We start from the raw sequence: 15,923 nt of genomic DNA on the forward strand, positions 1-15,923 counted from the left end.
TACTGCGATACTACTACCTTCTTTCAGCTTATTTTCCGCGTCTTTCGTAGAAGTACGTCCATTCATTGTACATCACGTTCTGCGCGGATATGTGGTAAAACAGTTCCGCATAAATGGAGAATAAGAGTTGTGATTCCTAAAGTACGATGGGTTTGTATTAGGTGTTCGTTTTCGTGTTTTGGGAGTCGTGGGGCGTCTCGAAAGTTCTATCCGGACTCGCGACCAGTGTTTCATGAGAACCATGAACGAACCCGGGACGGGCGTGCTGCTCGACCAGGAGACGATGCGAACGCGCGCCGAGGCCGAGTATCCGTCGTGGGCGCGCGAGCACTGGGGGACGTTCTACGAGGGACTCACGGGAACGTACGAGGGCGAGCAGTTCCCCTGTTACTTCGGCCGGGAGTCGGTGCGCGCCGGCGACCCGCTGTACACCGCGGTGCCGTCGCTGACCGACGCGGACGCCCTGCTCGGCCTGCGGGACGCGCTCGTGGAGTACGTCGAGCGCTACGAGACGTACGGCGACCGCGCCTCGCTCGTCGCGTTCTTCGCACCACCCGAGCGACCGTTCTCAGAGGCGGACTACCACGACGCTCTCTGGCACGTCCTCCAGTTCCTCCACGTGCACGACCCCGAACCGTGGCCCGAGCACATTCCGACGGACCCGGACGACCCCTACTGGGAGTTCTCGTTCGCGGGCGAACCGATGTTCCCGACGTGTCGCGCGCCGTTCTACGACACCTACCAAAGCCGGTACTGTCCGGTCGGCCTCGAAATCACCTTCCAGCCCCGCGGCCTGTTCGAGAAGATGGGCGTCACCGGCGACACCGACGCGGGCCAGCGCGCCCGGGACGTGATTCAGGACAACCTCGAAGCGTACGACGGCGTCTGCCCGCACGCCGACCTCGGGGACTGGGGCGTCGAGGGCGACCGCGAGTGGCCGCAGTACATGCTCCGCGAGGACGAGGCGGAAGCGCCCGACGAGTGCCCGATAGCGGTGTCGCGCGACCACCCGAAGGTCGCGCCGAGCATCGACCCGGGCGTCGCGCGCGAGGTCGAGCAGTGAGCGTTCTCCTGCTCGTGGACTTCCAGACGGGGTTCGACGACCCGGACTGGGGCGACCGGAACAACCCCGACGCGGAAGCGAACACCCGCCGTCTCCTCGATACGTGGCGCGAGCGCGGCGACCCGGTCGTTCACGTGCGCCACGACTCCACAGACCCGGACTCGCCGCTGCGGCGCGGCGACCCCGGGTTCGCCTACAAGCCCGGACTGGAACCCCGCGAGGGCGAGACGGCGTTCGTGAAGCGCGTGAACGGCGCGTTCGTCGACACGGACCTCGACGAATGGCTGCGAGACGGTGGCCACGAGTCGCTCGTGCTCGCAGGTCTCACGACGGACCACTGTGTCTCCACGACGGCGCGGATGGCGGAGAACCGAGGGTTCGCGGTGGCGCTGGCACGGGACGCGACGGCGACGTTCGACCGCGCGCTCGACGGCGAGCGCTTCGACGCGGACACCGTGCACCGGCTCGCGCTCGCACACCTCGACGGCGAGTTCGCGCGAGTCGCGACGACGGACGCGATTCTCGGTATCAATCGTTAAGGTATCCCCGTCGATACGTGAGGTATGGTAAATCTCGCCGGTGGGAGTCGATGACGCATCGCTCCGTCCACCTCCCCGTCGCCGCACAGCCAAGTCTCGACGCCCTCGTCGACCTCGGCGTCCGCACCGAAGAACTCGGGTTCGAGCGCGCGTGGCTCCCCGAAACGTGGGGGCGAGACGCAGTCACCACGCTCTCGCTCATCGCCGAGCGCACGAGCGAGGTCGGCATCGGCACGAGCATCGCGAACGTCTACTCCCGTTCGCCCACGCTCGTCGGACAGACCGCCGCCACCCTCCAGGAGGCCTCCGACGGCCGGTTCCGCCTCGGCCTCGGCCCGAGCGGTCCCGCCGTCATCGAGAACTGGCACGGCGTCGACTTCGAGCGCCCGCTCCGCCGCACCCGCGAGTACGTCGACATCGTTCGGAAGGTCGTCGCGGGCGACCCCGTGAACTACGACGGCGACGTCTTCGACCTCCGCGGGTTCCGCCTGCGCTGCGACCCGCCCGAGACCGCGCCCCCCATCGACGTGACCGGGATGGGGCCGAAGGCCGTCGAACTCGCCGGCCGGTTCGCGGACGGCTGGCACGGCCTCATGCTCACCCAGGACGGCCTCGAAGACCGCCTCGGCGACCTCGAACGCGGCGCTGACCTCGGCGACCGCGACCCGAGCGACGTGGACGTCTCCCTCCTCCTCACGTGCTGCGCGCTGGAGGACGGCGCGGAGGCGCGACGGCTCGCCACCCAGCACGTCGGGTTCTACATCGGCGGCATGGGGACGTTCTACCGGGACGCGCTCGCCCGCCAGGGCTACGAGGACGTGGCGCACGAGGTGCACGACGCGTGGAACGACGACGACCGCGAGCACGCGCTCTCGCTCGTCCGCGAGGAACTCATCGACGACCTCGTCTGCGCCGGCACGCCCGACGAGGTCGCGGACAAACTCGCGTCGTGGGAGGCCGTGGACGGCCTCGACGAGATTTCGGTCGGGCTGCCGCGGAGCGCGAACCGCGAGCAGATAGACGAGACGCTGTCGGCGGTCACGCCCGAGAATCGGTAGTTTTTCCGGCCGGCCATCGTGGGTTCGGGTATGCGAGCCGTACGCGTCAGCGAGTTCGGCGACAGTAGCGTCATCAGCGTCGAAGACCGCGAGACGCCCGACCCCGGGCCGGGCGAGGTCCGTATCGACGTGGAAGCCGTGGGCGTGAACTTCGCGGACGTGATGCAGCGCCGCGGCCACTACCAGGGCGGCCCCGAACCGCCGTACACGCCCGGGATGGAGGCCGCGGGCGTCATCGACGCCGTCGGCGAGGGCGTGGCGCGTGAACCGGGCGAGCGCGTCGTCGCGATGACGGGCGAGAACGCGTACGCGGAGTACGTCACGGCGAACGCGATGGCGCTGTTCGACGTGCCGGAGTCGATGTCGTTCGCGGAAGCCGCGGGTTTCCCCGTCCAGTTCCTCACCGCCCACCACTGCCTCCACGAGTGGGGCGGCCTCGAATCCGACGAGCGCGTGCTCGTGCACGCGGCGGCGGGCGGTGTCGGTACCGCCGCCGTCCAGCTCGCGAGCGACCACGGCGCGACCGTGTTCGGCACCGCGAGCACTCAATCGAAGCGCGACCTCGCCGAACGCCTCGGTTGCGACCACACCATCGACTACACGGAGACAGACTTCGTCGAGGAGATCGACGACCTGACCGAGGGCGCGGGCGTCGACCTCGTCCTCGACGGTATCGGCGGCGAAACGAGCGCGGAGAGCGTCGAGGCGCTCAGTCACTTCGGGCGCGTCGTCGCGTACGGCGCGGCCTCCGGGACGCCCGGTGAAGTCGACACCGCGAGCCTGCTCTTCGGGAACAAGTCCGTCATCGGCTTCCACCTCGGGCAGGCGATGGCGCGCGACCCCGAGCGCGTCTACGAGGCCGTCCCCGAACTCTCCGGGATGCTCGCCGCGGGCGAGCTGGAGGTCGTCGTCGGGCAGACGTTCGACCTCGAAGACGCCAAGGCCGCCCACGAAGCCCTCGAAAACCGCGAGACGCAGGGTAAAGTCGTCCTCGAACCCTAGGGGAGTTCAAGGCCGTCGCGGCGGCCGTCGAGCACTGAGAACTGGTCGTCGCGTCGGGTTTCGAGCCAGTAGAGCAGGCGTTCTGCCCAGTCGAGTTTCTTCGCTTTCATCGCGTCCACGTCCGGGTCGTCGAAGTCCCAGCCGGCGAATACCAGTTCGCTCGCGCCGAGTTCGTCCGCGAGGAAGGCGGCGCGGTCGCCGTCCGTGAATCCGCCGAAGTCGTAGACCGAATCGCGGGGTGCTGCTTGCGTGGTGGCGAGGACGTGGTCGGCGTCGAATCGGGGGAGCCACTCGTCGACTGCGGGAATGTTGTCGCCGTGGGCGTGCGCGACGACGGGCTTTCCGTTCAGGGTGCGGTCGCGGGCGGTATCCGGGTTCTTGTCGAGGTCGGTGACCATCGCGTCTACGGTGATGCCGGCGTCGGCGAGCGTGTCGGCGGCGGTGGACGCGGCGAACACGAGGTCAGCGTCCCGGACGATATCGAGGTCGTCCGGAAGCGAGGGGCCAGCACCGGCGATGGCGACGGTTCGTCCGCTCGCGTCGAGCCGGTCGCGGTCGAACGGCTGTGCGTACTCGCTGATTCGGTCGCGGGCGCGTTCGTCGGCCTCGCGACTGAAGCCGAAATCCGCGAGTATGCGCTCGTAGACGGGGTTCCAGGTATCGTAGTCCATGTGGCGGTCGCTCGTCGGTGTAGAAATTCGGGGAGTCTGAGCCGACCCCGCCGCAGTGTGTACCCCTACCCACGCGGGGGGTCAGCCTCCGCTCGCGGATTCCCTCGCCGACGGTATAAGTTTTCTCGTTACGTCAGGGTGTTCCGGATGTCCGCGGCGACCTCGGGAAGCCGTCCAGCGCCGTCCTCGACCGCGTCAGCGACTGTTTCGAGGGCGTCGACGGTGCCGGCGAGGAACACGGTGTCGTCGCCGGATGCAACCGCGCCGGCGGCGGCCGCGGCGGCGCTGAGGGCCTCGCGGTCGGCGTCATCGAGGCCACGCACGCTGAACGCGCGCGAGACACTTTCGGCCGCGACGGTCGTGTCGCCGGCGTGCTGTTCGAGGTGGCGTTCGGCCTCCCGGACGGTCGTCACGTCCAGTTCCTCGACCGACGGCGTTCGGGTGCGCTCGCGGGTGAACGCGTCCCCGATGACGGCGGCGTCCCGGGTTTCGGCCACGTCGTGCGTCCGAATGATGTGCGCGCCGCGTTCGACCGCCATCGCCGTCGCCGCGAGGCTCACCGGGAGCGCTTCCTCCGTGCTCCGTCCGGCGAGGTCGCGGAGGAAGTTCTTCCGATTGATGGAGACGAGGATGGGGCGGCCGAGCGCGCGGAACTCACGCAGGCGCTCGAACGTCTCCCGGTCGTCCGCAAGCGTCTTCTCCTCTGACCACCCGCCGAACGCGGGGTCGACGATGGTCTTGTCCGTGAAGCCGTTCAGGCCGAGGGCGTCGTAGATGTCGTCGACAGCCTCGACCGCGCCGGGGCGTTCGAGGTCGGGCGGACTCGCCATCTTCGCGACCGCGGCGTCGTGCGCCTCGCACACGTCGGGCATCTCGGGGTCGGCGAACCCGCAGATGTCGTTCACCATGTCGAACCCGCCCGCGAGCGCGGCGTCCGCGACCTCGTGGTACCGCGTCTCTATCGAGAAGACGGCGTCGCCGTCGACGCGCTCGATGGTTTCGAGCGCGATATCGAGGCGGTCGAGTTCCTGCTCGGCGCTCAACACGTCGAACTTCTTGTTCGCGGATTCGAGGCCGATGTCGATGATGTCCGCGCCCTCCGCGAGCAGTTCGTCCTCGACGTACGCCGCGGCCTCCGCGGGGTCGTCGTACACGCTCGGCGAGTACGGGGACTCGGCGGAGACGTTCAGCACGCCCATGATGCGGGGCGGGTGGTCGTCCCCGATGCCGAGTCCGGCGGCGTCGACAGTTCGCATACCGGAACGCCGAGTGCCACCGTCAAAGAGTCGGCGCTTCCGGCGTGTCACGCGGTTTTTACGCGACCGCGGCTAACCCGACTGCATGAAGCCGGTCGTCGCGGTCGTGGACGCGGAGACGTCGGGGAACGTCGGCACCATCGCGCGAGCGATGAAGAACTTCGGGTTCGAAGACCTCTACCTCGTCGACCCGCCGGACTTGCACCGGGACAGCGAGGCGTACGGGTTCGCCGGGCAGGCGCGCGAGGACGTGCTGCCGAACGCCGAAATCGTGGAGTTCGACTATCTCGTCGAGAACTTCCACACAGTGGGGTTCACGTCCATCACGAACGAGGACGCGCGAAAGCACACGCGCTTCCCGTTCCGCACGCCCGACGAACTCGTGACGTCACTCGGGGACGTGGAGACGGAGACGTGTCTGGTGTTCGGGCGGGAGCGCGTCGGCCTCGTGAACGAGGAACTCGAACGCATCGACGAGGTCGCGTCGATTCCCGCGAGCGCCGACTACCCCTCGCTCAACCTCGGACAGGCGGCGACCGTCGCGCTCTACGAACTCCAGGACCTCGCTCGCGACGACACCCAGCTCCCCGACGTGTCGACGCAGCGCGCGGACGAGGCCGAAATCGAGGCGCTCTACGAGCACTTCGGCGCGTTCCTGGACGACCTCGACTATCCGGGGGAGAAGAAGCCGAAGACGCTGCGGATGGTGCGGCGCATCCTCGGGCGCGCACACCCGACGGGACGGGAAGTAAACACGCTCCGTGGTATCTTGCGGCGTGCTCAGAGGAAGGCTGACGACTAAACTTTTTGTGTATAGATACATATATTGAAGTACTGATGCCCTCTGCCCTCTCTCCACAAACACAATACATGGCGTACGTCGCCATCGCGTCCCTGGGCGCGTTCGCCCTCGGCGCGTACGTCTTCCTCCCGGACTTACAGTTGAAGCGCGAGGTCCGGGAGTTTCTCCAAACTGACTGGAAGTATCTGGGGGTGGCGTGGGTGTTGACGTTCGGCGTGAACGAACTCGCGAAGTATCACGTCGACACGGCGTTCACGGACACCATCTACGCGATGGAGGGCGCGACGGTCGGCGTGTTCCAGACGGTGACGGCGCGCCCGCTCACGATGTTGTTCGTGTTCGTCTACCTCGTCGGGTTCCCGTTCGTCGTACTGTTCACGTACTTCAAACTGAAGGCGCACGACCGCGAGCAGGCGTACCGGTACGCGGCGGCGTACGCGTGTCTCGTCCTGCTCGCCGCGCCGTTCTTCGTGTTCGTCCCGGTGAAGGTGACGGGGTACTCGCTGGTGTCGGTGCGGCCGCTGCTCTACGACCTGAACTCCATCGTGATGGCGGGGACGTTCGCGACGGACACCCTGATGAAGTCGTTCCCGAGCCTCCACACCGGCCTCTCGACGCTGGCCGCTATTTTCGCGTGGAAGACCGGCGACCGCCTGTACGCGTGGACGGTGACGGGCGCGGCGGCGTGTATCGTGGTGTCGACGTTCTACCTCGGCATCCACTGGCTGCTCGACGCGGCGTTCGCGGTCGTGCTCGTGCTTATCGCGCACGAAATCTCGCAGCGAATCCCGCTCTCGTTCCGCTTAGGTGCCCTGCGCCGCTCGGGTCGTGGCGCGGGCGACCGAGACTAGCGCGCGGCGCTTGAGGAGCGCGAACCCGAGGAGTATCGCGGCGAACCCGACGATGGTGGTTTCTTCGACGACCTGTCCGAGCGCGACCCAACTGACGAGCGTTGCGACCGCTGGTTCGGCGTAGCCGACGAGGTTGATTTCGGTGGGGCTCGCGCGGTCGAGGAGGATGAAGTAGAGCAGGTAGCCGCCGGCGCCCGCGACGAAGGAGAGGTAGAGGAGGCTGCCGATGCTGGTGGCGTTCCACGCGACGCCTGAGAGGGATTCGCCACGGAGGAAGCCGACGGCGAGAAGGCAGAGCGCGCCGAGCAGCATCGCCCAAGCCTGCGTGGTCTGGATGGGGAGGCCGGCGTCGAGGGGCCGGGAGACGACGCTGCCGAGCGCGAAGCTGAGTGCGCCGCCGAGGACGAGGAGGACGCCGAGGACGTTCGTGGAGCCGACGTTGGCGCCGGGGAGCGCGATGACGGCGACGCCGGCGACGCCGAACGCGAGGCCGGCCGCTTCGACGAACCCGATGGAGTCGTCGGGGAGGATGGCGCTGGCGAGCGGCGCGGTGAGAACGGGTGTGAGGCTGATGACGACGGCGGCGACGGCGCCGGAGACGTACTGTTCGCCGAGGTAGAGGAAGCCGTGGTACGCGCCGACGACGAGGACGGCGACGACGCCGACGTGTCGCCACTCGTCGCGGGTGCGGGGGACGCGGCGGTCGGCGGTGGCGAGCGCGACGGCGAGGAGGACGCCGCCGGCGATGACGTACCGGAGGCCGGCGAAGAGGAGCGGCGGGACGTGGTGGAGGCCGACTTCGATGGCGACGAACGACGTTCCCCAGGCGAGCGCGAGCAGGCAGAAGAGGAGCGCGGTTTCGGAGCCCGCTCCCAGAATCCCTTTCGACTTCATATAGAACTACATCACATCCAGAAGTTCTTAAACTCATCTACAACAGGACGAGTTATTCCGGGATGTTAGTTCAGTATAGTTAGGTCGAGTGGGAGGGCGATGCAGGTGTCGTGGTCGGTGGTTACTTGCCGGTCACCGCCGACACCGCGGGTATGGACGAACGCGACGTGCGGCTTCTCAAGGCCATCAGCGACCTCGGCACCGGGAGCCCCGAGCGACTCCACGAGGAAACCGACATCCCTGTGTCGACGATTCACTACCGGCTCAACAACCTCCGGGAGGCCGGCGTCATCACGAACGACCTCTACGACATCGACCTCGAAGCGTTCGGCCTCGACGTGACCGTCGTCGTGGAGGTGCTCGCGGATTACAGCGGCCCCTACGACGAACTCGGTGACGAGATTCTCGACATCGAGGGCGTCACGCAGTGTTTCTTCACGATGGGTGAGACGGACTTCGTGGTCGTCGCGCACCTCCCGGATTCGGACGACGTTGAGCGCCTCATCGGCGAGTTCGAAGCCATCGAGGACGTGGACCGGACGAACAGCACGTTCGTCATCAACGAACTCCGGGACGCCCAGCGCGCGCTCCAGTCGTACTCGCTCGACACGCTCCTCGAAAAACTCGCGGACGACTAACGCTGCGGGTACCAGGCGAGCGCGTGCTCGGCCACCACGTCCAGGTCGACCGGCGTTCCGACGGCGTATCGTTCCGTGTGGTTCTGCCGGCAGCGAACCTCGTCGCCGTTCGTCAGTTCGACATGGTAGACGAACGACGGCCCGGTGTACTGGCGGCGCGCGATGACGCCGTCCGCGTCCGTCTCGTCCGCCACCGGGCGCGCGCGCAGGTCGTCGGGACGAACGAGCACGTCGATGGTCGCGCCGACGTACTGCTCGGTCGCCCCCACCAGCTGCTCCCGCGGGAGCGTGTCCACCGCGGTGTCGACTCGACGCTCGCTCACGCGTCCCGTGAGAAATCCCGCCTGCCCGAGGAACGACGCGACGAATCGCGACTCGGGGTTCTCGAACACCGCCTCGGGCGCGCCGACCTGCTTCAGGTGGCCGTCGTGCATCACGCCGATGCGGTCGGAGATGCTCAACGCCTCCTCCTGATCGTGCGTGACCGAGACGGCGGTGACGCCGGCGTCGTCGAGGATGCGCGCGAGTTCCTCCCGCATCTCCACGCGCAGGCGGATGTCGAGGCTGGAGAACGGTTCGTCCAGCAGGAGAACGGCGGGTTCGGGCGCGAGCGCGCGGGCGAGCGCGACCCGCTGTTGCTGGCCGCCCGATAGTTCCGCGGGGTCGCGGTCTTTGAACCCCGCGAGGTCGACGAGGTCAAGCAGTTCCGTCACGCGCGCCTCGCGCACCTCCGCCGGGCGATCCGCGATGCCGTACGCGACGTTCTCCCCGACGGTCATGTGGGGGAACAACGCGAAATCCTGGAACACGAGACCGACGTCGCGCTCGTCCGGCGAACTGGACGCGGCCGCGCTCGCCACCGTCTGCCCCGCGATGCTGACCGTTCCCGACGTGGGCTGTTCGAGGCCGGCGAGCAACCGGAGCGTCGTCGTCTTCCCGCAGCCCGACGGCCCGAGGAGCGTGAACAGCTCTCCGTCTCGAACCGTGAGCGACAGGTCTTCCACGGCGGTTTCGGGGCCGTACGTCCGGGTGATGTCGTCGAGTTCGAGTGTCGTCGTCATGTCTGTCGTTCTCTAGTGAGGATGATCGTCATCGAGAGCGCGGAGACGGCGAGCAGGACGAGCGCCGGCACGGCGATGCGTCCGTAGAACCCCGATTCTCGCGCGGTCCAGATGTACGTGACGAGCGTTCGGAAGTTCGCCGGCTGGAGGAGGAGGGTCGCCGGGAGTTCCTTCATCGTCGTGAGGAAGACGAGCGCCGCGCCGGCCGACACGCCGGGCAGGATGTGGGGGAGGGTGACGCGGCGGAACGCCGCGAGCGAGGAGTCGCCAAGCGTGCGCGCCGCCTCCACGAGCCGGCGGTCTACCTGCACGACGCTCGACCGAGTCGCCCCGACGGCCTGGGGGAGGAACCGGACGACGTACGCGAACACGAGCAGGGGGAGCGTCTGGTAGACCCCGCGGACGTACCGGACGCCGACGTAGACGAGCGCGAGCGCGACGACGATACCGGGCACGGCGTACCCAACGTACGTCAGGCGGTCGAACAGCCTGGCGAGCCGCGACGACCCGTAGCGACCGGAGAGGTAGCCGACGGGGAGCGCGGCGAGCACGGCGACGCCCGCGGTGAGCGCGGCGGCGTACACGGAGTTCCACGCGTACGTCCAGGAGAACGCGTCGCCGTACGCGACCGCGGCGTCGGCGGTGACCAGCCATCGGGTGAACACGCCGAGCGGGACGAGGAGGGTGAGCGCAACGACGGCGGCGCACGCGAGTAATACGGGGACGGTGAGCCAGCCGAGTTCCAGCCGGCTCGCCGACCGAACCTGCCCGCTCGCGTACCCGGACGCGCTCGCCCCCGACACCCGGGATTCAAGGAGGAGGATGACGGCGGTCACGAGGAGCAATTGAACCGAGAGCAGGGCGGCGGTGTCACGCGAGTACGTGTACTCAACGTAGATGACGCGCGTGAACACGTCGACGTGCATGATGGCGGGCGTGCCGAAGTCGGAGAGCGCGTACAGCGCGACGAGGAGCGCGCCCGCGGTGATACCGGGGAGAATTCGGGGGAGGGTGACGCGGCGGAACGCCGCGAGCGGAGAGTCGCCAAGCGTGCGCGCCGCCTCCACGAGCGAGGCGTCGAGCGTGAGCAGTGCGGCGCGCGTACCGAGGAAGACGTAGGGGTAGACGTAGAGTGTGAGCACAAGCGCCGCGCCCTCGAACCCGTAGATAGAGGGGAGTTCGGTGACGCCGAGCGGTGCGAGCAGGTCGGCGAGCGTGCCGTTCGGGCCGAACGCCGCGACGTACGCGAACGCGCCGAGGTAGCTCGGGACGACGAGCGGGAGCGCGAGCGCGACGGTCCAGAACCGAGCGAACGGGAGGTCGGTGCGCGCGGTGGCGACGGCGAGCGGCACGCCGAGCAGGACGGAGCCGAGCGTGACGACCGCGACGAGCGCGACGCTGGTGGTGAACACGGACGCCGTCGACGCGCTCGTGAGGAGCGAAACGGCGCGCGGTGTCGGCACGTCAAGCGCGCGGACGACCAGCCAGCCGAGCGGGGAGACCACGGCCACCGCCACCAGCGCGGAGGTGATGAGGAGTGCGCGCGGCGGGAGCGACTCGCGGAGACGGCGAACTCGGCTCACGTTCTGGTCGGCGCGCGGTCCGTCGTCGGGGTCGGTCGGCATGTCAGAGGACACCGGTGTCTCGGAGGAGCGATATCGTCGCCTGTACGTCGCCGAGTTCCGCGAGGTCGATGTCCGGCGGGTCAAGGTCGGCGAGCGATGGGAGGTCGATGTCGCCGCCGCTCGGCGGACTGACGCCGGGCGCAAGCGGGTACGAGTAAACGTTCTCCACGAGGTACTGTTGGACTTCGCGGGTGAGGAAGTGCCGGACGAAGTTCGCGGCGAGTTCGAAGCGGTCGGTCGAGTCGAGCACGAGCGCGCCCGCGACGTTGACGAGCGCGCCGGGGTCGTTCCGGGTGAACGCGAGGTCGAGCGGGGCGTTCGGGCGCGCCTGCTTCAGGCGGAGCGCGTAGTAGTGGTTCGCGAACCCGGCGGCGACGGTTCCCTGCGCCACGTCGTACGTGACGCCGAACTCGCCCGGGTAGGACTGCACGCCGGTCGCCTCCACGGCGTTCAGCCACTCCCGGGTGCGTTGTTCGCCCCGCAGTTGGCGCATCGCGGTGACGAACGCCTGGAACGACCCGTAGGAGGGAGCCCAGCCGAGCACGTCCCGGAACCGGTCGTGGCCGGGGACGTCGAAGATGCTCGCGGGGATGTCGCGCTCGGCCAGTTTGTTCGTGTTGTAGGGGATGGCGCGGGCGCGGCCGGTGAGCCCGACCCAACGGCGGTCGCCGTCCCGGAACTTCGCGGGGACGACGCCCGTGACCGCGTTCGGGAGCGTCGCCGCGAGCCCCGCTCGCGCGACGAGCGCCAGGGACGCCGCGTCGATAGACCAGAACACGTCGGCGGGCGAGCCACCGTTCTCCGACTCGGTGAGGATGGTGTTCGCCAGTCCGGACGACGGGCCGCTCTTGAGGTTCACCGAGAACTCGTCCGGGTAGCGCGTGGTTTCGAGGTAGTTCACGAGTTCGCGGTACGCCCCGCCCTCGCCGCGGCCAAGGTAGACAGTGAGCGTGCCGGAGAGGTCGGGGAGGTCGTCGATGGACGGCGCACCGCCCGACTCGCCCTCCTGGTCGTCGGCCGTGATGGCGGGGCCGCTCGTGGTTCCGGATCCTGTGAGGGAGCTACAGCCCGCGAGCGCGGCCGTCACGCCGGTCGCGCCGGCGAGGAACGCCCGCCGGGTCGTTGGTTGTGTCTCGTGGCGTGGCATGGGTCAGTTCGAGCGGCGAACCGCGAGCAGGGCGGCGGCGAGGACGGCGGTGAACGCGGCCCCGACGCCGAATCCGGGCGTGCTGCCCGACGACCCGGAGTCGTCCGAGGCCGTCGTGGTGTCCGCGGATGTGGTCGTGGTGTCGTCGCCGAGGCTGATAGTCGTCCCGGAGTCAGCCGCGAGCGCTTCTTCGACCTCGTCGAGCGCCGCTTCCATCGACTCGACCTTTTCGCGCACCTCGCTCACGGACGCGTTCCGTTCGATGAGTCCGGGGAGGTCCTCGTTGAACGCGGCTTCGAGTTCCTCGACGAGTTCGGGGCGTTTCTCGATGAGTTCGCCCTCCAGGCCCTCGAAGTAAGAGAGGTACGTCTGGCGGATTATCTCGTTCGCCTCGTCGGCGTCGCCGTTCGCGTAGGCGTCGACGGCCTCGTGGAGGTGTTCTTCTATCTCCGCGACGGTCGTCTCGACGGCAGAGCCGTCGGTTTCGGACTCGATACCGGTGTACTCGGCGTACTCGGCGGCGATGCCGTTCGTGACGGACGTGAGGTCTGCGGGCGGCACGGCGTCGTTCACGGAGCCGTGAAGGGTTTCGAACAGTTCGTCGAGTTCTTCGCTAGCGTGCTCGGAGAGCGTTGCGCGGACGTGTGCTCGGTAGAGCGCGTCGGCGCGGGCGACGAACCCAAGGGCGTCGTCGTACTCCATCTGCTCGGTGACGGTGCCGTCCTCGGTCACGCCCTCGCCGTACTCCTGGACGGCGCGCTGGAGGAGGTCGCGGGAGACCTTCGCGTTGAACGCGGCGTCGGTCGTCCGTTCACCGGCGACCGCGCGTTCGGCGTCGTCGAGGAGCGCGAACAGGGTGTCGTTCACCCAGGCCGCGTACGCGCTCGCCTCGTCGTCGCGCGCGTGGTCGGGGGCGGCGAGAAGCGTGCGTTCGAGGTCGCTCGCCAACGTGGCGTTCACGTCGCTGAGCGTGGCGTTGATGGCTCTCCAGTACTCCTCGTGCGGATGGTTGGCGTGGTGGGCGGCGAGGTCGGTGTCGTTCGCGCGGGCGTACGATACCGAGACGGTGAGGTGTCCCTTCATTTCCTCGACGGTGCGGACGAAGGTGACTGCGCCCTCGACGGTCGCCTCGTCGGTGTCTGCGACGGTCGAGTCCGCCGGTTGGGCGGCAGCGACTGTTCCGGTCGGAGCGAGGAGAAGGCAGGCGAGTGCGACTGCTGCGGTCGCGCGGAATGCGTCTTGGCGTGAAACCATACTCGGCAGTCATTTAGGCTAGCCTAAAACAGTTCTGATTCGGTTCGCGAAAGACCACTCGGAGTGCCGGTCAGGCGCGCTTCTGGACTTCCTCGCGGAGGACGTCGGAGACGAGTTCGCCGTCCGCCTTCCCGCGGAGCGCGCCCATGCACTCGCCCATCAGCGCGGAGAACGCGCCCATTCCCTGCTCCTCGATCTGGTCTTCGTTTCGCTCGACGATTTCGACGATAGTCTCGCGGACCTCGTCCTCGCCGACGGACCCGAGGCCGAGTTCGTCCGCGAGTTCCGCGGGCTCAGAGCCGGGGGATTCGGCGAGCGCCGCGAGGAGTTCGGGAACGCCCTCCTGCGTGAGTTCGTCCGCGACGACGAGTTCGAACACGCCTCGGAAGTGGTCGTCCGTGAGGCGGTCGGTGGGCACGTCGTCCCGCCGGAGTTTCGTCACCGTGGACTCGAGGGTGCGCGCCGCGAGGTTCGCGTCCACGCCCATCTCGATCGCTTCCTCGAACAGCCGCCAGCGCCGCCCGTACGCCACCTGTTCCGCCACGTCCTCGTTCAGGCCGTACTCGTCGGTGTAGCGCTCGACTTTCTCCGTGAGGAGTTCGGGTTCCGAGACCTCGCTCGGGTCCGGCGACACCGGCGGCACGTCCGTCTCGGGATACATGCGTGCCGCGCCCGGGAGCGGGCGGAGGTACTGGGTCGTCCCGCCCTCGTTCGCGCTCCGCGTCTCCTCGGGCACGCCCTCGATGGCGACGCGTGCGCGCTCCGCGACCGCCTCGATAGCGCCCTCCGCCACGTCCGCACCCGCTGCGACGATGGCGACCGCGTCCTCGGGCCCGGCGTCCACGGCCTCCCGGAGGTCGGCGACCTCTTCTTCGGTGACGCCGTACGCGGGCAGTTCGTCCGTGTGGAAGATGCCGCCCGCGCCGTGGCGCTTCGCGTGGTCGGAGAACTCGGTGCCGAGCCGTCGGTCCGGCTGGAGTTCCTTCCCGACGAGACCGTCGAACCCGTAGAGTGGTACCGCGAACACGCGACCGCCGGAGTCGAGCGCGCCGCGAATCACCGACGAATCCGTGGTCTCGAACGTGTCCGTGACGTTCTGCACGTCACCAACGGAGGCGTCACGGGACTGGAGGGAGTCCGCGATGTCGAGCAGGCGAACCTGGCGCTGGACTTCGAGGCGGACGAGGTCCTCGATCTCGTCGAGGCTCTGCACGCCCTTCATCTCGACGCGCGCGCCGTCCGCGATGGAGACGTTCACGTCCTGCCGGATGGTGCCGAGCCCGCGCTTCACCTTGCCCGTCGAGCGCAGCAACATCCCGATGCGTTCCGCGGCCTCGCGCGCCTGTTCGGGCGAGCGGATGTCGGGCTTCGTGCCGATTTCGACGAGCGGGATGCCGAGCCGGTCGAGCCCGTAGCGAACGCCCGACTCCGTCTCCTCGACGCGCTGGGCGGACTCCTCCTCGAGCATCACGTCCTCGATACCGACCGCGCCCTCGCTCGTCTCGAGTTCGCCCTCTTGGGCGAGCAGCGTGGAGCGCTGGAACCCGCTCGTGTTCGACCCGTCGATGACGACCTTCCGCATCACGTGCGCCTCGTCCACCACCGTCGCGTCCAGCAGTCGCGAGATTTCGAGCGTCGTGTCGAGCGCCTCCTCGTCCAGCCGATGCGGCGGTTCGTCGTCCTCCTCCACGAGGCACGTCGAGTCGAACGCGAGGTACTCGAACTCGCGCTCGACCTGCGACTCCTCGAGCGCGGCTTCGTCCATCTCGCCGAGTTCGCTCTTCGTCGGGTGGAGGTACCGCGTGAACGACCGCACGGCTTCCTCGGGTTCGCGGCGCGTCGTCGGACACCCGCAGAACAGTTTCTCCGCGGTGTCGAGCTGCTGGTGGATTTCGAGTCCCGCAACCAGGCCGAGGGACTCGTAGTCGAACTCACTCATTACTGGGTCGTGTGCGTGCGAACGATAAAAAAGCGTCCAGTCGCCGTCCGGTCACCGCCGGTCAAGCGTGCGCCCACCCGAAGCGCGCGCCACCCGGTGACGCGAGTGTTAGCGCGCACTCAA

The 15,923-nt window shown here is 68.2% G+C and carries 15 protein-coding genes; 7 read left to right on the forward strand and 8 right to left on the reverse strand.

What is annotated here, in order from left to right; translation table 11 throughout:
* Positions 1-241 precede the first annotated feature (241 nt).
* Genes ACOZ4O_RS02395 through ACOZ4O_RS02410 form a run of 4 tightly spaced genes read left to right on the forward strand, consistent with a single transcriptional unit; the run spans position 242 to position 3,662 of the window.
* On the forward strand, positions 242-1,063 hold the full coding sequence (locus ACOZ4O_RS02395; protein ID WP_424526136.1) for a YqcI/YcgG family protein: 822 nt from the start codon (positions 242-244) through the stop codon (positions 1,061-1,063).
* Complete coding sequence (locus ACOZ4O_RS02400) at positions 1,060-1,602, forward strand: cysteine hydrolase family protein (protein ID WP_424523718.1); 543 nt, start codon at positions 1,060-1,062, stop codon at positions 1,600-1,602. Before ACOZ4O_RS02395 ends, ACOZ4O_RS02400 begins: the two co-directional genes overlap by 4 nt.
* Before the next feature lie 50 nt (positions 1,603-1,652).
* Complete coding sequence (locus tag ACOZ4O_RS02405; protein ID WP_424523719.1) at positions 1,653-2,660, forward strand: TIGR04024 family LLM class F420-dependent oxidoreductase; 1,008 nt, start codon at positions 1,653-1,655, stop codon at positions 2,658-2,660.
* Positions 2,661-2,690: 30 nt separating this feature from the next.
* Positions 2,691-3,662 carry a quinone oxidoreductase family protein gene (locus tag ACOZ4O_RS02410; protein ID WP_424523720.1) on the forward strand — a complete coding sequence of 324 codons (972 nt, stop codon included), beginning with the start codon at positions 2,691-2,693 and terminating at the stop codon, positions 3,660-3,662.
* On the opposite strand, the gene ACOZ4O_RS02415 is transcribed toward ACOZ4O_RS02410, so the two are convergent.
* On the reverse strand, positions 3,659-4,333 hold the full coding sequence (locus tag ACOZ4O_RS02415; protein ID WP_424523721.1) for a 6-hydroxymethylpterin diphosphokinase MptE-like protein: 675 nt from the start codon (positions 4,331-4,333) through the stop codon (positions 3,659-3,661). The genes ACOZ4O_RS02410 and ACOZ4O_RS02415 overlap by 4 nt on opposite strands.
* A gap of 128 nt (positions 4,334-4,461) precedes the next feature.
* Positions 4,462-5,589, reverse strand: a complete 1,128-nt coding sequence (locus ACOZ4O_RS02420; RefSeq protein ID WP_424523722.1) for a dihydropteroate synthase — start codon at positions 5,587-5,589, stop codon at positions 4,462-4,464.
* An 85-nt stretch (positions 5,590-5,674) separates the two neighbouring features.
* Here ACOZ4O_RS02420 and ACOZ4O_RS02425 point away from each other — a divergent pair, with 85 nt between their 5' ends.
* Both ACOZ4O_RS02425 and ACOZ4O_RS02430 read left to right on the forward strand, forming a co-directional pair.
* Positions 5,675-6,391: an RNA methyltransferase gene (locus ACOZ4O_RS02425; RefSeq protein WP_424523723.1), complete on the forward strand. Its 717-nt coding sequence runs from the start codon at positions 5,675-5,677 to the stop codon at positions 6,389-6,391.
* A gap of 35 nt (positions 6,392-6,426) precedes the next feature.
* Entirely contained in the window at positions 6,427-7,242 is an 816-nt protein-coding gene (locus ACOZ4O_RS02430; protein WP_424523724.1) for a phosphatase PAP2 family protein, read from the forward strand.
* On the opposite strand, the gene ACOZ4O_RS02435 is transcribed toward ACOZ4O_RS02430, so the two are convergent.
* Entirely contained in the window at positions 7,195-8,136 is a 942-nt protein-coding gene (locus tag ACOZ4O_RS02435) for a DMT family transporter (protein WP_424523725.1), read from the reverse strand. The two genes, ACOZ4O_RS02430 and ACOZ4O_RS02435, sit on opposite strands and share 48 nt — an antisense overlap.
* A 152-nt stretch (positions 8,137-8,288) precedes the next feature.
* Between ACOZ4O_RS02435 and ACOZ4O_RS02440 the strand changes: the two genes are divergently transcribed.
* Positions 8,289-8,774: an Lrp/AsnC family transcriptional regulator gene (locus ACOZ4O_RS02440; protein WP_424523726.1), complete on the forward strand. Its 486-nt coding sequence runs from the start codon at positions 8,289-8,291 to the stop codon at positions 8,772-8,774.
* Here the strand turns inward: ACOZ4O_RS02440 and ACOZ4O_RS02445 are convergent.
* The 5 genes from ACOZ4O_RS02445 to gatE form a co-directional block, all read right to left on the reverse strand.
* The gene (locus ACOZ4O_RS02445) at positions 8,771-9,835 is read right to left on the reverse strand and encodes an ABC transporter ATP-binding protein (RefSeq protein WP_424523727.1); all 1,065 of its coding nucleotides are present in this window, start codon (positions 9,833-9,835) and stop codon (positions 8,771-8,773) included. The genes ACOZ4O_RS02440 and ACOZ4O_RS02445 overlap by 4 nt on opposite strands.
* Positions 9,832-11,460 carry an ABC transporter permease gene (locus ACOZ4O_RS02450; RefSeq protein WP_424523728.1) on the reverse strand — a complete coding sequence of 543 codons (1,629 nt, stop codon included), beginning with the start codon at positions 11,458-11,460 and terminating at the stop codon, positions 9,832-9,834. Before ACOZ4O_RS02450 ends, ACOZ4O_RS02445 begins: the two co-directional genes overlap by 4 nt.
* A 1-nt stretch (position 11,461) precedes the next feature.
* Positions 11,462-12,607 carry an extracellular solute-binding protein gene (locus ACOZ4O_RS02455; RefSeq protein WP_424523729.1) on the reverse strand — a complete coding sequence of 382 codons (1,146 nt, stop codon included), beginning with the start codon at positions 12,605-12,607 and terminating at the stop codon, positions 11,462-11,464.
* Between the two features lie 3 nt (positions 12,608-12,610).
* Positions 12,611-13,861 (reverse strand): PGF-CTERM sorting domain-containing protein, encoded by a 1,251-nt coding sequence (locus ACOZ4O_RS02460; protein ID WP_424523730.1) that lies wholly within the window; start codon positions 13,859-13,861, stop codon positions 12,611-12,613.
* 70 nt (positions 13,862-13,931) lie between these two features.
* Positions 13,932-15,800 carry a Glu-tRNA(Gln) amidotransferase subunit GatE gene (gene gatE, locus ACOZ4O_RS02465; RefSeq protein ID WP_424523731.1) on the reverse strand — a complete coding sequence of 623 codons (1,869 nt, stop codon included), beginning with the start codon at positions 15,798-15,800 and terminating at the stop codon, positions 13,932-13,934.
* Positions 15,801-15,923: the final 123 nt, after the last annotated feature.

Origin of the sequence: Salarchaeum japonicum, from assembly GCF_049705945.1 — an archaeon.
Taxonomy (GTDB): Archaea; Halobacteriota; Halobacteria; order Halobacteriales; family Halobacteriaceae; genus Salarchaeum; species Salarchaeum japonicum_A.

What these genes read in the sequence shown, in the direction of transcription:
- ACOZ4O_RS02395 (WP_424526136.1), top strand. Translation starts at nt 242, where the DNA reads ATGAACGAACCCGGGACGGGCGTGCTGCTCGACCAGGAGACGATGCGA.
- ACOZ4O_RS02405 (WP_424523719.1), top strand. Translation starts at nt 1,653, where the DNA reads ATGACGCATCGCTCCGTCCACCTCCCCGTCGCCGCACAGCCAAGTCTC.
- ACOZ4O_RS02410 (WP_424523720.1), top strand. Translation starts at nt 2,691, where the DNA reads ATGCGAGCCGTACGCGTCAGCGAGTTCGGCGACAGTAGCGTCATCAGC.
- ACOZ4O_RS02415 (WP_424523721.1), bottom strand. Translation starts at nt 4,333, where the DNA reads ATGGACTACGATACCTGGAACCCCGTCTACGAGCGCATACTCGCGGAT.
- ACOZ4O_RS02420 (WP_424523722.1), bottom strand. Translation starts at nt 5,589, where the DNA reads ATGCGAACTGTCGACGCCGCCGGACTCGGCATCGGGGACGACCACCCG.
- ACOZ4O_RS02425 (WP_424523723.1), top strand. Translation starts at nt 5,675, where the DNA reads ATGAAGCCGGTCGTCGCGGTCGTGGACGCGGAGACGTCGGGGAACGTC.
- ACOZ4O_RS02430 (WP_424523724.1), top strand. Translation starts at nt 6,427, where the DNA reads ATGCCCTCTGCCCTCTCTCCACAAACACAATACATGGCGTACGTCGCC.
- ACOZ4O_RS02435 (WP_424523725.1), bottom strand. Translation starts at nt 8,136, where the DNA reads ATGAAGTCGAAAGGGATTCTGGGAGCGGGCTCCGAAACCGCGCTCCTC.
- ACOZ4O_RS02440 (WP_424523726.1), top strand. Translation starts at nt 8,289, where the DNA reads ATGGACGAACGCGACGTGCGGCTTCTCAAGGCCATCAGCGACCTCGGC.
- ACOZ4O_RS02445 (WP_424523727.1), bottom strand. Translation starts at nt 9,835, where the DNA reads ATGACGACGACACTCGAACTCGACGACATCACCCGGACGTACGGCCCC.
- ACOZ4O_RS02450 (WP_424523728.1), bottom strand. Translation starts at nt 11,460, where the DNA reads ATGCCGACCGACCCCGACGACGGACCGCGCGCCGACCAGAACGTGAGC.
- ACOZ4O_RS02455 (WP_424523729.1), bottom strand. Translation starts at nt 12,607, where the DNA reads ATGCCACGCCACGAGACACAACCAACGACCCGGCGGGCGTTCCTCGCC.
- ACOZ4O_RS02460 (WP_424523730.1), bottom strand. Translation starts at nt 13,861, where the DNA reads ATGGTTTCACGCCAAGACGCATTCCGCGCGACCGCAGCAGTCGCACTC.
- gatE (WP_424523731.1), bottom strand. Translation starts at nt 15,800, where the DNA reads ATGAGTGAGTTCGACTACGAGTCCCTCGGCCTGGTTGCGGGACTCGAA.